Source organism: Pseudomonas sp. TE3644 (assembly GCF_056278815.1).
In genome coordinates this window covers 4806315-4822061 of sequence record NZ_JBWBQF010000001.1, presented here as the reverse complement: position 1 = coordinate 4822061, position 15747 = coordinate 4806315, and the positions used below count along the sequence as shown (strand labels likewise).

The window sequence follows — 15747 nt, the reverse complement described above, 5'->3', positions numbered from 1 at the left end:
CGGTGGCAACCGGCGCCTTTTTGTTTTTCCAGGTCGAGGCAGGCCCATGAGCAGTACCACGGTTCGTAGCGTGTGCCCTTATTGCGGTGTTGGCTGCGGCATCATCATGAGTGTCACCGACAACCGCGTTACCAAGGTGACCGGCGACAAGGCCCACCCCACCAATTTCGGCCGCCTGTGTACCAAGGGCAGCAGTTGCCATCAGCCGTTGGCCGACAGCGGGCGCATGGAGCACGCCTACCTGCGCCGCGAACGCCAGCGCGACCCGGCGCGCGTGCCCATGGATCAGGCCATCAGTGCCACGGCCGAGCGACTAAATGCGCTGATCCAGGCGCACGGTCCTGATGCGGTGGCGTTTTACGTCTCGGGGCAGATGTCGCTGGAGGCCCAATACTTGGCCAACAAGCTGGCCAAGGGGTTTATCCGCACCCGCCACATCGAATCCAACTCGCGGCTGTGCATGGCCAGCGCCAGCAGCGGCTACAAGCAGTCGCTGGGGGCGGATGGGCCGCCGGGTTCCTATCAGGATTTTGATCACGCCGACCTGTTTTTCGTCAGCGGCGCGAACATGGCCGATTGTCACCCCATCCTGTTTCTGCGCTTGCTCGACCGGGTCAAGGCGGGGGCGCGGCTGATTGTGGTCGATCCCCGGCGCAGCGCGACTGCCGACAAGGCCGACCTGTTTTTGCAGATCCGTCCCGGCACCGACTTGGCGTTGCTCAACGGCTTGCTGCACCTGCTGCATCGCAATGGCCATGTCGACAACGACTTCATCACCCGCCATACCCAGGGCTGGGCGGCGATGCCGGAATTCCTGGCCGATTACACGCCTGCCATGGTGGCGCAGATCACCGGCCTGGCCGAGGCCGATATTCTCAAGGCCGCCGAGTGGATCGCCCAGGCGCCAAACTGGATGAGCTGCTGGACCATGGGCCTGAACCAGAGCACCCACGGCACCTGGAACACCAACGCCCTGTGCAACCTGCACCTGGCCACCGGCGCCCTGTGCCGGCCCGGCAGCGGGCCGTTCTCGCTGACGGGCCAGCCCAATGCCATGGGTGGTCGCGAAATGGGTTACATGGGGCCGGGCTTGCCGGGGCAGCGCTCGCTGCTGGTGGAGCGTGACCGCGCGTTCGTCGAGCAGCAGTGGCAGTTGCCGCCGGGCACGCTGCGCAGCGACACCGGCGCCGGCACTATCGATATGTTCGAACAGATGCGCGACGGCGCCATCAAGGCCTGCTGGATTATCTGCACCAACCCGGTGGCCAGCGTGCCCAATCGCCAGCGGGTGATCGACGCCCTGCAGGCCGCCGAACTGGTGATCACCCAGGACGCCTACCTCGACACCGAAACCAACCGCTACGCCGACATCCTGCTGCCCGGCGCCCTGTGGGCCGAGGCCGAAGGGGTGATGATCAATTCCGAGCGCAACCTCACGCTGATGCAGAAGGCCGTGGACGCCCCTGGCGATACCTTGCCGGACTGGCAGATCATCGCCCGCGTGGCCTGTGCAATGGGCTTCGAAGCGGCCTTCAGCTACGACAGCGCCGAGGCGGTGTTCGACGAGATCAAAGGCTTCCACAACCCCGACACCGGTTACGACGTGCGCGGCGCCGATTACTCGCGCCTGCGCCAGACACCGCTGCAATGGCCGTGCGAACCCGGCCGTGACGACGACCGCAACCCCGTGCGCTACCTGACGCCTGACGGTCCGCGCTTCCCCACGGATGACGGCCGTGCGCGGTTTTTCCCGCGCCCGCACATGGCCCCCGCCGAGCTGCCCGATGACGACTACCCGCTGGTGCTCAACACTGGCCGGGTGCAGCACCAATGGCACACCCTGACCAAGACCGGCAAGGTCGCCAGCCTCAACAAGCTCAACCCTGGCCCCTTTGTCGAAATCCACCCCGAGGATGCCACGAGCAGGGGCATCGCCGAGCGCGACCAGGTGCGCCTGCAAAGCCGCCGTGGTCATGCCGTGCTGCCCGCACGGCTCAGCGACCGGGTGCTGCCGGGCAACCTGTTCGCGCCGTTCCACTGGAACGACCTGTACGGCGATGACCTGGCCATCAACGCGGTGACCAGCGACGCCATCGACCCGGTGTCCTGGCAGCCGGAATTCAAGTACAGCGCCGTGGCGCTGACCCGCGTCAGCGGCGAACGCATCCCCACCGTCGACCTGCCCACCGAGGAAGCCGTGCCCATGGCCACCGAAGAACTGAGCCGCCTGCTGGGCATAGCGCCCCGTTTCGATGTGCAACTGGGCGCCGATGAGCAGCTGTACATGCAGGGCTACCTCACCGGGTTGGCCAGCGTGTTGGGCAAGGCCAACCAAGGCGTGCCGGTGCTGCCGGCCTCGGCGCCCATCGAAGGGCGCAAGCGTGTACTGATCGATGGCCTGTTGGCAGGGCTGTTTTCCCGCACCGGCGCCAGCGCCCAGGCCGTAGCGCAGAAGCCGCGGCAGTGGGTGCTGTGGGCCTCGCAAACTGGCAACGCCGAGGCACTGGCCGGGCTGTGCGGCGAGCAACTGCGCGGTGCCGGGCTTGAGGTGCAGGTCAGCTGCATGGATGACGTGGAGCTGGCCCAGCTGCAACAGGCCGATAGCGTGTTGATGATCGCCAGTACCTTTGGCGATGGCGATGCCCCCGACAATGGCAGCGGCCTGTGGGCGGCGTTGCAGGGCGACGTGGCGGCGCAGGTGGCCGGGGTTCGCTACGCGGTGCTGGCGCTGGGCGACAGCAGTTACGATCAGTTCTGCGGATTCGGCCGCAAGCTCGACGAGCGCCTGCAACACCTGGGGGCGACGCCGCTGGTGCCACGGGTGGACTGCGAGCCCGATTATCAGCAACCCGCCGAAGGCTGGCTGCAGGCCGTCAGCCGTGCCTTGAGTGCCGAGGCGCCGGTCAAGGCAGCGCCCGACTACACCGCCTACAGCCGCCAGCGCCCGTGCCAGGTGCGCATCAAGCACAACATCCTGCTCAATGGCCCGGGTGCCGAGAAGGAAACCCGCCAGATCGTCTTCAATCTGCAGGACACCGGCCTGGTCTACGAGGCCGGCGACGCCCTGGGCGTGTGGCCCACCAACTGCCTGACCCTGGTTGAAGAACTGCTGGCCACCCTGGGCCTGGACAGCGGCCAGCATGTGCAGGTGCCCGACCAGGGTGAAATGCCCTTGGCCCAGGCGCTGCACAAGCATTTCGAGATCACCCGCATCACGCCGGCGTGGCTCGCGCTGGTGGCCGAACGCAGCGCCAGCGAACGGCTGGCCGAGCTGCTGGCGGCGGACAACAAGCAGGCATTGACCCAGTGGCTATGGGGCCGACAGCTGCTCGACCTGCTGGACGAGTTCCCCGTCGAACTGAGCGTGGACGAACTGCTGGGCCTGCTCAAACCCATGCAGCCGCGCCTGTACTCCATCAGCTCCAGCCCCAAGGCCAACCCCGACGAAGTGCACCTGACCGTCTCCACCGTGCGCTACCGCCACAACGACCGGGCGCGCAGCGGCGTGTGTTCGGCGTTCCTGGCCGACCGCGCCAGCCATGGCCTGGTGTCGATCTTCGTGCAGCCGTCGCGGCATTTCAAAGTACCGGCCGATCCCACCGCGCCAATGATCATGGTAGGGCCAGGCACGGGTGTGGCGCCGTTCCGCGCCTTCCTGCAGGAGCGCCAGGCCAGCGGTGCCACGGGCCCCCACTGGCTGTTGTTCGGTGAGCAGCGCCGGGGCACGGATTTCTACTATCAGCAGCAATTGCTGGCGTGGCGTGAGCAAGGTCATCTGCAGCGCCTGGATACGGCGTTCTCCCGTGATCAGGCGCAGAAGATTTACGTGCAGCAACGCCTGCTGGAGCAGGGGGCCTTGCTGTGGTCATGGCTGGAGCAGGGCGCGCACTTCTATGTGTGTGGCGACGCCAGCCGCATGGCCAAGGATGTGGACGCGGCGCTCAAGGCGGTGATCGCCGAGCACGGCGGCGTGGACGCCGAGGCGTACGTGGCGCAGATGAGCAAGGACAAGCGCTACCTGCGCGATGTGTACTGAAACGAGGCACTCAAGGCCCAAACGCACCAACCTGGCCCCGTAGCCGCTGCCGCCAGGCTGCGCTGGCCCTCGCGTACACCCGCATAATTCAGGTTGGCATACGGGCCAGCGCAGCCTGGCGGCAGCGGCTACGGTTGTATCGCGTGTTGGCATGCAACCTGCTTTGAGACTATCAGCCCACCCGCGTTCAACGGCGATCGCACCCAGGGGCAATACACACAGATACCAGGCAAAGGCGCCTGGAGCTTAACGGCTCCAGGCGTCTTTTTTTTGTTCGAGGAAAAACCGCATGAACGCAATCATGACGATCAAGCCACGCCAGCAACTGATCATCGTCGGCAACGGCATGGTCGGCCACCACTGTGTCGAGCAGCTGATTGAACGCGGGGCCCTGGCGCAGTTCGAGGTGCGGGTGTTCGGCGAAGAGCGGCAGCGCGCCTACGATCGCGTGCACCTGTCCGAGTACTTTGGCGGCAAGGACGCTGAAGCCCTGGCCATGGCCGACGCCAGCTTCTATGGCGAGCACGGCGTGACCCTGCACCTGCACGAAGCGGTGCTGGAGATCGACCGCGACAACCGCCAGGTCGTCACCCGCCAGGGCCGTTATGACTACGACCAACTGGTGCTGGCCACCGGTTCCTATCCCTTCGTGCCACCGATCGCCGGCTCCGAAGGCAACGCGCGACTGGTGTACCGCACCCTCGACGACCTGGACGCCATCCGCGCAGCCGCCGCCAACGCCCGCCGTGGCGTGGTGGTGGGCGGCGGCCTGCTGGGCCTGGAGGCGGCCAACGCGCTCAAGTCCCTGGGCCTGGAAGCGCACGTGGTGGAGTTCGCCCCGCGCCTGATGCCGGTGCAACTGGACAACGAAGGCGGCGCCGCCCTGCGCGCGCAGATTGAAGCCCTGGGCGTGGGCGTGCATGTGTCGCGCGCCACCCAGGCCATCGTGGCGGGCGACGAGTACCGCTACCGCATGAACTTTGACGGCGGCGAGTCCCTGGAAACCGACCTGATCGTGTTCTCCGCCGGCATCCGCCCGCAGGACGCCCTGGGCCGCAGCAGCGGCCTGGAAATCGCCCCGCGTGGCGGTGTGGTGGTGGACGAACTGTGCCGCACCAGCGACCCGGCTATCTTCGCCATCGGCGAATGCGCGTCCTGGAACGGCAGCGTCTTCGGCCTGGTCGCCCCCGGCTACAGCATGGCGCGTAACGTGGCCGCCGAGCTGGCGGGGCAGGGCGGTGCGCTGTTCACCGGCGCCGACATGTCCACCAAGCTCAAGCTGCTGGGTGTGGACGTAGGCTCCATCGGCGACGCCCACGCGGCCACGCCGGGCGCCAAGAGCTATCGCTTCATCGACGAGGCCAACGCCAGTTACCGGCGCCTGGTGGTATCGCCCTGCGGCACCAAGGTGCTGGGCGCCGTGCTGGTGGGCGACAACAGCTATTACGACACCCTGCTGCAATACGTGCAGAACGGCATTGCCCTGCCCAAGGATCCGGCCAGCCTGATTCTGCCGCTCAGCGACGGTGCGCCCACCCTGGGCGCCGACGCCCTGCCCGACAGCGCCACCCTGTGCTCGTGCCACAACGTCACCAAGGGCGCCGTATGCGCCGCCATCGACAGCGGCTGCGGCGACCTGCCCAGCCTCAAGGCGCAGACCAAGGCGTGCACCGGCTGCGGCGGCTGCGCGGCGTTGCTCAAGCAGGTGTTCGAGCACGAACTGGTGGCCCGCGGCGTGGCCGTGGACAAGAGCCTGTGCGAGCACTTCGCCCATACCCGTCAAGAGCTCTACGCCCTGGCCCGCGTCGAGGGCATTCACAGCTTCGACGAGATGCTGGCCAAGCACGGCCGTGGCCAGGTCGGCTGCGACATCTGCAAGCCGACGGTAGGCAACATCCTCGCTTCGTGCTGGAACCAGCCGATCATGGACCCGTCGCTGGCGCCCCTGCAGGATACCAACGACACCTTCATGGCCAACATGCAGAAGAACGGCACCTACTCGGTGGTGCCACGCATCCCCGGCGGCGAGATCACCCCGGACAAGCTGATCGCCATCGGCGCGGTGGCGAAGAAATACGACCTGTACACCAAAATCACCGGCGGCCAGCGCATCGACCTGTTTGGCGCGCAACTGCATGAACTGCCGGACATCTGGGGCGAGTTGATCGACGCCGGCTTCGAGACCGGCCATGCCTACGGCAAGTCCACCCGTACGGTAAAAAGCTGCGTGGGCAGCACCTGGTGCCGCTATGGGGTGCAGGACAGCGTGAAAATGGCGCTGTTCATCGAAGACCGCTACAAGGGCCTGCGCTCGCCGCACAAGCTCAAGTTCGCCGTGTCGGGCTGCACCCGCGAATGCGCCGAGGCACAGAGCAAGGACGTGGGCGTGATCGCCACCGAGAAGGGCTGGAACCTGTACATCAGCGGCAACGGCGGTATGCGCCCGCGCCATGCCGAACTGTTCGCCACCGACCTGGACGATGAAACGCTGATCCGCTACATCGACCGCTTCCTGATGTTCTACATCCGCACCGCCGACAAGCTGCAGCGCACCTCGGTGTGGCGCGAGAGCCTGGAAGGCGGCCTGGATTTCCTCAAGCAGGTGATCATCGACGACAGCCTGGGCCTGGGCGCCGAGCTGGAAGCGCAGATGCAGCACGTGGTCGACCGCTACGAATGCGAATGGGCCAATGCCCTCAAAGACCCCGAAAAACTCAAGCGCTTCCGCACCTTCGTCAACGACCGTCGCGACGACCCCGGGGTGCACTTCGTCAAGGAACGCGGCCAGCGCCGACCTGCCACCCACCATGAACTGAAACTGATCCCGCTCGCCGAGGAGGCCCTGTGATGAACAACGCCAATCAAGCCGTGCATGCCCAGACCTGGCAGCCGGTGTGCCAGCGCCACGACCTTGTCGCCAACAGCGGTGTGGTGGTGTGGCTGGACGGCGCCCAGGTGGCGCTGTTCTACCTGCCGGACGACCCGCAGGGGCGGGTGCTGCATGCCATCGACAACCATGACCCGCGCTCGGGCGCCAATGTGATCGGCCGGGGGATCGTGGGTCAGTTGCAGGGCCAGTTGGTGGTGGCGGCGCCGTTGTACAAGCAGCATTACGCGCTGCTCGATGGCCATTGTCTGGAAGAGCCGGCCGAACGCCTGCGCACCTGGCCGGTGCGCCTGCATGGCGACGAAGTCCAGATCGCCCTGAACTAACCTTGCTTTGTGGGAGACTCCAGGGTGTTGAGCAACCTGTGGGAGCGGGTTCTACCCGCGAAAAGAACACCGCGAAGTATCTGACACATCAAGGTGCTCTCTTCGCGGGCAGAGCCCACTCCCACTACACACTCTGGGCGATGTGGTGTTGCAGGGTGGTGTAACATCAGCGGCATGAACCTCGACACCCGCATCAAATTCCGCCACCTGCTGTGCTTTCTCGAAATTGCCCGCCAGGGCAGTTTCGCCAAGGCCGCCGACGCCGTTGCCATCAGCCAGCCGGCCATCTCCAAGACCCTCAAGGAGCTTGAGGACCTGTTGCAGACACGGCTGTTCGAACGCGACAAAAGCGGCGTCGAGCTGACCCCCGCCGGCGTGCGCTTCATGCGCTACGCCGCGCCCTGCGTGCAGGCCCTGCGCGACGGCGTCAGCACCCTGCGTACCGAAGAACACGCCGCGCCGGTGGTCAAGGTGGGGGTGCTGTCTACCGTCGAAAGCCTGCTGATGCCCGAGGTGCTGTGCCGTTTGAACGAGCGCCACGCGGCGCTGGTGGTGAGCGTGGCCACGGGGCCCGGCGCGCACCTGCTATCGCAACTGCACGTTGGCGAACTGGACCTGGTAATCGGCCGCATGACCGACAGCCCGCAAATCCAGGGCCTGATGTTCGAGCACCTGTACAGCGAAGCCATGACCCTGGTGGTGCGCCCCGGCCACCCGCTGCTGGGGCAGGTGCCCACCGACCGCAGCCGGGTCAACCGCTACCCGCTGGTGCTGCCGCTGGCCGGCACCACCATCCGCAAGCACGCCGACAGCCTGTTCGTGCAGTGCGCCATCGAGCCACCGGCGCAGCGCCTGGAAACCCTGTCGCCCACGCTCAGCCGTCGTTACGTGCTCAGTAGCGATGCCATCTGGGTGGCGCCGCGTGATGCGGTGTTGCTGGATATTCGCGAGCAGGCGCTGTTTGAGCTCGACCTGGGCGTGCGCGAGCCGGGTGGTTCGGTGGGGATCTGCAGCAACGCCTCGCTGGCGTTGTCGTTGCCGGCGCAGTGGTTGTGCGATGTGGTGCGCGAGGTGGCGGCCACCTACCGCGAGGCTTGAGGGTAGTGGTGGCCTTTTCCCGAGCTTCGCTCGGTCCCACACCTTTCGCGGCAGTGGTGTCAATGAAGCAAAGCTCTTAGCCTTTGGTGGCACTGCAGGTCTATCTGTGGTGCCTCCAAGGGCTGAGTGCTTTGCCTGTCTGACACCACTGCCGCGAAAGGTGTGGGACCGAGCGAAGCTCGGGAAGCGGTTTCCTCTTCCAAATGTAAGATTTTGGTAAGGTTTGCCATCATTCAGATGAAACCCTTTAAACACCTGAACTTATCTGTATTTTCCGGCTCTCATGCCGGTAGCCATTGGTCGTGGCCGCCTGATAAGCTCGCGGCTTTACTCGATTGCCCATTTGGCGCATGAACAAGGAAATAGCATGAAACAGCATCGGTTGGCGGCGGCGGTTGCCTTGGTCACTCTGGTACTCGCAGGTTGCGACAATCATTCCAGCGTGGAACTGAAAACCCCGGCGCAAAAAGCTTCCTACGGCATCGGCCTGAACATGGGCAAGAGCCTGGCACAGGAAGGCATGGACGATCTGGACTCCAAGGCCGTCGCCCAAGGCATCGAAGATGCTGTCGGCAAAAAGCCTCAGAAGCTCAAGGACGACGAACTGGTTGAGGCCTTCGCTGCCCTGCAGAAGCGTGCCGAAGAGCGCATGACCAAAATGAATGCCGAAGCCGAAGCTTCGGGCAAGAAATTCCTGGAAGAGAACGGCAAGAAGGAAGGCGTGGTCACTACCGCTTCCGGTCTGCAGTACCAGATCATCAAGAAAGCCGACGGCGCCCAGCCAAAGCCGACTGATGTCGTGACTGTTCACTACGAAGGCAAGCTGACCGACGGCACCGTCTTCGACAGCTCCATCGAGCGCGGTAGCCCGATTGACCTGCCGGTCAGCGGCGTGATCCCGGGTTGGGTCGAAGGTCTGCAACTGATGCACGTTGGCGAGAAGGTCAAGCTGTTCATCCCGGCTGACCTGGCCTACGGTGCCCAGAGCCCAAGCCCGAAAATCCCGGCCAACTCGGTGCTGGTATTCGACCTGGAGCTGCTGGCCATCAAGGACCCGGCCAAGGCCGACCAACAGCCTGCCGCTGCTGACGCCGACAAGGCTGACGCTGCCCAGGAAGACAAGGCTGCTTCGAAGTAATTCGCAGCCCTGTGCACAAAAAACGCCCCGCCTAGCGGGGCGTTTTTTTTTGCCTGGCGCACACGGGTAGCCGCTGCCGCCAGGCTGCGCTGGCCCTCGTGTACACTGCGAATCTCCAGCGAGGCATAGGGCCAGCGCAGCCTGGCGGCAGCGGCTACACATCCGATGAAACTGCAAAGGCTGGATGCAGTCACAGTTGCATGCCCTGCCAACGCAGCCGCGCAAACGATTCACCCAAACCTCTCAAGGTGTGTAAAAAACGCCCGATCTAAGCTCGCGCCTTGCAAAACGTGGCTTTCAGCCAGTAAAACGTCCGCTGTTCACAAGGTTATCCACAATAACTGTGGATAACCCGCCGACCCTGTCTCCCCCGGAGGGGCCATGAAAGCACCCTGGAATTTCGCCCGTTTCCTGCCCTTGGCCGAGCGCGTGCTCAAACGCGGCAAACTGCCGACGCTGATCTTTGCCGTGGTGCGCAAAAGCCAAGGCACCGCTGGCCATTTCAGCGAATTGAAAAGCAACGCCAAGCTGCTTCAGGAATTGTGCCTGGCGTACTGGCGTGGCGAATATCGCCATGTCAATCCGCGCTCGCTGTTGATGATCGTCGCCGGCCTGCTGTATTTCGTCAGCCCCATCGATGCCATCCCCGACTGGATACCCGGCATCGGCCTGCTGGATGACATTGCCGTGCTGGCCTGGGTGGTCAACAGCCTGGAGAAGGAGTTGAACGCCTTCAAAGCCTGGCGCGACAGCCTGCGCCCAGAGCGATTGCGCGTGGTGGAACGCCTGCCAGACACGCCCAAGGCGCTGCAACTTGAACACAACAGCGGCGAACAGCGCGGTTTGTAAGCAAGTTGAAATAGGAAATCCCGTTCCGTCCCGCCTACTGTTACTATATTCGGCATAAGGATTATGCCTACAGATTACATATGGTGATCCTACAGGGGGTTGTAATGGGTGTTCAGGTCATCAGTCGTGACGGCCAGCCGGAATATGCCGTGCTGCCGTGGGAACAATATCAAGCGTTGCTGGCCGCTGCTGGGCAACCGGTCGCCGAGCAGCCCGCCGTGATTCAAGCCGCGCCGGCGCCCGCCAATCAGCCATTGCCGGCATTGTCCAGCCTTGCGCAACTGCGCGAAGCCAAGGGCCTGGCCCTGGACAAGCTGGCGCGTACCGTGGGCATCAGCCCGTCGTACCTGGCCATGATCGAGTCGGGCGAGCGCGAACCCGATGCGGCCATTCGACGAAGCCTGGCATGGGAGCTGGGGGTTCCTGGCTGGGGAGAAGCCTCGTGAGCGTGCGCATCAGCCGCCAGCAGTGGGATGGCCTGCTGAGCGAACTGGACCATGCCCGCCGCCAGCGTCATCTGCTGACCTACCGTGCCCTGCTCGAACGTCTGCAATTGCCTACCCCGGCCATGCAGACCCTGACGGCTGCCCTGGAATACCTGGCCGTCATTGATGCCCGCGCCGAGCAGCCGCTGCGCAGTTCCCTGGTCATCAGCCAGGGGGCCAGCCGCTTGCCGCGTACCGGTTTTTTCGAATGCGTGGAACGGCTGGGGCGGTTCTCCGGCCCCTCCGACGGCGTCGCCGCAGCCTCGTGGCACGCCTCGGAAGTGGTACGGGTGTTCGAGTTTGCTTACCCGGAAGAATGCACATCGTGACACGCACTGTGTGGCTGCTCCGTGTGCGGATCAGCTACTGGGTCGCTCGCCAACTGTTCCACTGGCCCTGGTTCGCCCGCCAGCCCCGCGGCTGGCAGTGGCTGGAGGGGCAGTTCTCGCGCATGGCCAACCTGGGTGACCGCGGTGCCATGGGCTTTTACGGGCACATCCTGATGTTTCGTGGCAAAGGCCTGGCGGCCCGTGACGAGGGGCTGCGCCTGTTGCGCCTGGCGGCGGAGCAGGGCGATGCCAAGGCGGCCTACCAGATGGGCGTGGTCAGCCTGGCGGGCAGCCTGCGTGCCGCGCCTGATGCCGTGGCGGCCGTGCACTGGTGGGAAGCGGCATTGGCGGGCGGCCATCCCCTGGCGGCGTTCAAACTTGCGCAGCTGTACCGTCAGGGCGGCCCTGGCCTGGCGCCAGACCTTGAACGGGCAGCGCACTATCAGCAGATTCAAGGCTGAGCGCATCCAGTACATGGATGCTGTAGCCCGGCACCACCTTGGCCTGGTGCTTGGCCTGGGAGGCCAGCTCGGCCAGCAGGCTAGCGTCCAGCCGCGCGCAGTCCTGCGGGTGCAGGTGCACCACGCCAATCGACAGCGATAACAGCGCAAACTCCTGGCGTTGTCCCTGCCGGTTGTGGGCCACGAAACAACCCTCCTCCAGATGCTCGGCGCGATAGAAGCGCCGGCATTGCGCCTGGAAGTCCTCCAGCAGTTCATTCAAACGTTTGCGCCAGTCGCCCGAGCCCAGCACCAGCATGAAGTCATCGCCACCAATGTGCCCGACGAAATCGCGCGCCGGGTCCACCCGTTCGTTCAGGCACTGGGCCAGGCACAGCAGCACTTCATCGCCACGGCCGTAGCCGTAGATATCGTTGAAGGGTTTGAAACTGTCGATGTCCACGTAGCAAATGGCCGCCTCGCGCCCCTGTTGCAACACCCGCGTCAGGCATTGCTGAATCGGCACGTTGCCCGGCAGCAAGGTCAGCGGGTTGGCGTAGCGAGCCTGCTGAATCTTCATTTCGGTGATCAGCTTGAGCACGTCGATCACCCGGCCCAGGCCCAGGTAGCGGCCGTCCAGGGTGATGATGAAATCTTCCTCCATGCGTTGGCGCGCGCGGCTGGTCAGCAGGCGGCTGACCTGCTGCAGCGACTGGCTGAGCTCCACGGCCAGGTAGTCCTCGCTCATCAGCCGGCTGATGGGCTTGCGCGCGAACAGGTCGGTGGCGTAGGGCTTGAGCAGGGCTTCGGACAGCGAGTGCCGGTGGACGATGCCACAAGGCTGCTGCTGGGCATCCAGCACGGCCAGCGAATGCAGGTTGGCCTGGCTGCGAAACGCCTCCAGCACGGCCGCCGTGGGCATGTCCTGCTGCACGGCCATCTGTTCGATCAGCAGGGCGCTGAGGTCGCTGCCTTCCTCGCCCAGCACCTGGGCGCTGGTGTCGAGCTTGGGCAGCAGGGTGCGGGCGTCGTGGGGCGGTTGCTCCTGCGGGCGGGCCAGCAGGTAGCCCTGCACCAGGTCCACGCCCATTTCGGCCAGCACTGCCAGCTCCTCGGGCAACTCGATGCCTTCGGCAATGACTTGCGCGCGTGAGGCCTTGGCGATCTGCAGGATGGAACCGACGAATTCACGCTTGAGGGCATCCTGATGGATGCCATCGATGAAGTGGCGGTCGATCTTCACGTAGTCCGGGCGCAATTCCGACCACAGGCGCAGGCTGGAGTAGCCGGCGCCCAGGTCGTCCAGGGCGATGGAGAAGCCCATGGCGCGGTAGTGATGCAGGGCGTTGTACAGCAGTTGGAAATCGTCGGTGGGGGTCTGCTCGGTCAGTTCGATGACCACGTCGCTGGGCGGGATGCCATGGGCCTGCAGCAACTTGAGGGTCATGCCGGGCTGGTGGCTGGGTTCCAGCAGCGACTCGGGCGACACGTTGAGGAACAGCTTGCCAACCAGCTTCTGCTCGCTGAAACGTCGGCAGGCGGTTTCGCGGCAGGCGATCTCCAGTTCGCTGAGCCTGCCGGCCTGGCGCGCCACGGCGAACAGGTTGATGGGCGAGTGCAGCGCACTGTTGGAGGGCCCGCGGCTGAGCGCCTCGTACCCCAGGATGCGCCGCTCCGACAGCGAGACGATGGGCTGGAACAGGGTGTGCAGGTTGCCCTGGGCCAGGGTGGTGGCCAATGCGCCCAGCTGTTCGGTGATGGTCATTTCGTTGGCTCACTGGGGCACTGTGGGACCGGGCGAAGCTCGGGAAGGCCGCACCGCATACTTCAGGAGTACCGAGGTGTCTTCTTCCCTGGCTTCGCCAGGTCCCACAAGGCGAAAAAAAGGCTGGGCACCTATTACAGTGCCCAGCCCCTTATTTCACGACAGATGGATGACCATTTGATGACAAATGGCCATCAATTCATCAGTGCTTCGCCACAGCCGAATTCAGCTTCAGGTAGTCCAGCAGGATGCGACCGGTCTCGGCCAGGTAGGCGTCGTCCTCAGGCTTGGTCTTGTCCGGCTCGGCCGCCAGGGCGTCCTCGTCTTCCTTCTTCATTTCCTTGAGCGGCGCTTCACCCTTGGCCTTGCGACGGACGTTTTCCAGCGCCAGTTGCTTGGCCTCGATGTCGGCGTGCTGGGCACGGCGATCGGCTTCGTTGAGGCTGACGGTCTTCTCGTTCATCAGCTTCTCGGCCAGGGCCAGACGGTCGCGGATGTAGATGAACTCGGCATCCTTGTCGGTGCGCGAATCGTGGTCAGCCTTGAGCTGGGCAATGAACGGCTTGAACGGGTCCACCGCAGGCTTGATCGAAGGACGGATGGTGTCCCACGGCATGGCCTCGGGCAGGGCGCTCTCGCCAATTTCCTTGGTGTCGATGATCGACGGGAAGGCCACGTCAGGCAGTACGCCCTGGTGCTGGGTGCTCTGGCCGGACACACGGTAGAACTTGGCCAGGGTCAGCTTCAGTTCGCCATGGTTGAGCGGCTGGATGGTCTGCACGGTGCCCTTGCCGAAGGTCTGGCCGCCGACGATCAACGCACGGTGGTAGTCCTGCATGGCGCCGGCGAAAATCTCCGATGCCGAGGCCGACAGGCGGTTCACCAGCAGCGCCATCGGGCCTTTGTAGAAGGCGCCGGGGTTCTCGTCTTCCAGCACGTCGACACGGCCGTCTGCGTTACGCACCAGCACGGTCGGGCCTTTCTCGATGAACAGGCTGGTCAGTTCGGTGGCTTCCTGCAGCGAGCCGCCGCCGTTGTTGCGCAGGTCGATGACCACGCCGTCAACGTTCTCTTTCTGCAACTCGGTCAGCAGTTTCTTCACATCGCGAGTGGTGGACTTGTAGTTCGGGTCACCGGCACGGAAGGCCTTGAAGTCCAGATAGAAGGCCGGGATGTCGATGACGCCCAGCTTGTAGTCCTTGCCGTTCTCGGTCAGGTGCAGGATGGATTTCTTCGCCGCCTGCTCTTCGAGTTTCACCGCTTCACGGGTGATGGACACGATCTTGCTGGTCTGGTCGTTCGGCGCATTGGTGTGCGGGATCACTTCCAGGCGCACCACGGAGCCCTTGGCGCCGCGGATCAGCTTGACCACTTCGTCCAGGCGCCAGCCCACCACGTCGACCATTTCCTTGTCGCCCTGGGCGACGCCGATGATCTTGTCGGACGGGGCAATCTGCTTGGTCTTGTCGGCAGGGCCGGCAGGTACCAGGCGCACCACCTTGACCTGGTCGTTGTCGCTTTGCAGCACGGCACCGATACCTTCGAGCGACAGGCTCATGTTGATATCGAAGTTTTCCGCGCTGTCGGGCGACAGGTAGTTGGTGTGCGGGTCATACGACTGGGCGAAGGTGTTGATGTACGCCTGGAAGATGTCCTCGCTGCGGGTCTGGTCCAGGCGCGCCAGTTGGTTCTTGTAGCGCTTGGTCAGGGTGTCCTGGATCTGCTTGTTGTCCTTGCCGGCGATCTTCTGGCGCAGGACTTCGTCCATCACGCGCTTGCGCCACAGGTTGTCCAGGTCGGCCTGGGTGGTGATCCACGGGGCGTCCTTGCGGTCCACCGCCAGGGTCTCGTGGCCGGTGAAGTCCATCTTGTCCACGCCCTTGCCCAGTTCAGCCAGGGCGAAGTCCAGACGCGATTTCACCCGGTCCAGGTAGCGCTTGTAGATGGTGAAGCCCGGGTCCAGGTCACCGCTCTTGAGGAAGTCGTCGAACTGCGTCTTCCACTTGTCGAACTCGGTGATGTCACTGGCCAGGAAGTAGCTGCGCGAGGGGTCGAGCAACTTCAGGTAGCTGTCGTAGATGATGACGGAGCGTTTGTCATCCAGCGGCGGCTTGCTGTAGTGGTGGCGTTTGAGCAACTCGACGATGTTGAGGCTGGCGATCACCTCGTCACGGTCAGGCTGAAGGTTATCCCAGCTGTTGGCTGCGAAAGTGCGGGCGGACATCGACAGAGCGCCGAGGCCGATGCACAGTGCAAGGGCGGACGTGGGCAGTAGATGCTTCATGCTGATTCGACGTGGGGACAATTGATCACGCATATTAGACCGTCTTTGAATTCGCCGGTTTCACTGAAACCGGTCGCATAATGCAACAAGCCCGGCACCTACGCACCGGG

The 15747-nt window shown here is 64.3% G+C and carries 11 protein-coding genes; 9 read left to right on the top strand and 2 right to left on the bottom strand.

Annotated features, from left to right (window positions below; genetic code table 11):
- Positions 1–46: 46 nt before the first annotated feature.
- The 9 genes from ACZ9GA_RS21205 to ACZ9GA_RS21165 all read left to right on the top strand — a co-directional run bounded on the left by ACZ9GA_RS21205 (position 47) and on the right by ACZ9GA_RS21165 (position 11609).
- Positions 47–4036: a bifunctional nitrate reductase/sulfite reductase flavoprotein subunit alpha gene (locus tag ACZ9GA_RS21205; protein ID WP_457360893.1), complete on the top strand. Its 3990-nt coding sequence runs from the start codon at positions 47–49 to the stop codon at positions 4034–4036.
- Positions 4037–4325: 289 nt separating this feature from the next.
- Positions 4326–6884: a nitrite reductase large subunit NirB gene (gene nirB, locus ACZ9GA_RS21200; protein ID WP_457360894.1), complete on the top strand. Its 2559-nt coding sequence runs from the start codon at positions 4326–4328 to the stop codon at positions 6882–6884.
- A complete protein-coding gene (gene nirD, locus ACZ9GA_RS21195) occupies positions 6884–7249 on the top strand; it encodes a nitrite reductase small subunit NirD (protein ID WP_457360895.1) in 366 nt (121 codons plus the stop codon). Before nirB ends, nirD begins: the two co-directional genes overlap by 1 nt.
- Positions 7250–7423: 174 nt before the next feature.
- Complete coding sequence (gene pcaQ / locus ACZ9GA_RS21190; protein WP_455921316.1) at positions 7424–8347, top strand: pca operon transcription factor PcaQ; 924 nt, start codon at positions 7424–7426, stop codon at positions 8345–8347.
- 367 nt (positions 8348–8714) lie between these two features.
- Positions 8715–9485, top strand: coding sequence for an FKBP-type peptidyl-prolyl cis-trans isomerase (locus tag ACZ9GA_RS21185; RefSeq protein ID WP_457360896.1), 771 nt, complete (start codon positions 8715–8717; stop codon positions 9483–9485).
- A gap of 381 nt (positions 9486–9866) precedes the next feature.
- A complete protein-coding gene (locus ACZ9GA_RS21180; protein WP_457360897.1) occupies positions 9867–10334 on the top strand; it encodes a YkvA family protein in 468 nt (155 codons plus the stop codon).
- 104 nt (positions 10335–10438) lie between these two features.
- Positions 10439–10780 carry a helix-turn-helix domain-containing protein gene (locus ACZ9GA_RS21175; protein WP_457360898.1) on the top strand — a complete coding sequence of 114 codons (342 nt, stop codon included), beginning with the start codon at positions 10439–10441 and terminating at the stop codon, positions 10778–10780.
- Positions 10777–11148, top strand: coding sequence for a hypothetical protein (locus ACZ9GA_RS21170; protein ID WP_457360899.1), 372 nt, complete (start codon positions 10777–10779; stop codon positions 11146–11148). The genes ACZ9GA_RS21175 and ACZ9GA_RS21170 overlap by 4 nt, the downstream gene beginning before the upstream one ends.
- Positions 11145–11609 (top strand): tetratricopeptide repeat protein, encoded by a 465-nt coding sequence (locus ACZ9GA_RS21165; RefSeq protein ID WP_457360900.1) that lies wholly within the window; start codon positions 11145–11147, stop codon positions 11607–11609. Before ACZ9GA_RS21170 ends, ACZ9GA_RS21165 begins: the two co-directional genes overlap by 4 nt.
- Here ACZ9GA_RS21165 and ACZ9GA_RS21160 read toward each other — a convergent pair.
- Both ACZ9GA_RS21160 and ACZ9GA_RS21155 read right to left on the bottom strand, forming a co-directional pair.
- Positions 11521–13353, bottom strand: coding sequence for a bifunctional diguanylate cyclase/phosphodiesterase (locus ACZ9GA_RS21160; protein ID WP_457360901.1), 1833 nt, complete (start codon positions 13351–13353; stop codon positions 11521–11523). The genes ACZ9GA_RS21165 and ACZ9GA_RS21160 overlap by 89 nt on opposite strands.
- A gap of 202 nt (positions 13354–13555) precedes the next feature.
- Positions 13556–15637 carry a carboxy terminal-processing peptidase gene (locus ACZ9GA_RS21155; protein ID WP_457360902.1) on the bottom strand — a complete coding sequence of 694 codons (2082 nt, stop codon included), beginning with the start codon at positions 15635–15637 and terminating at the stop codon, positions 13556–13558.
- Between the last annotated feature and the right edge of the window lie 110 nt (positions 15638–15747).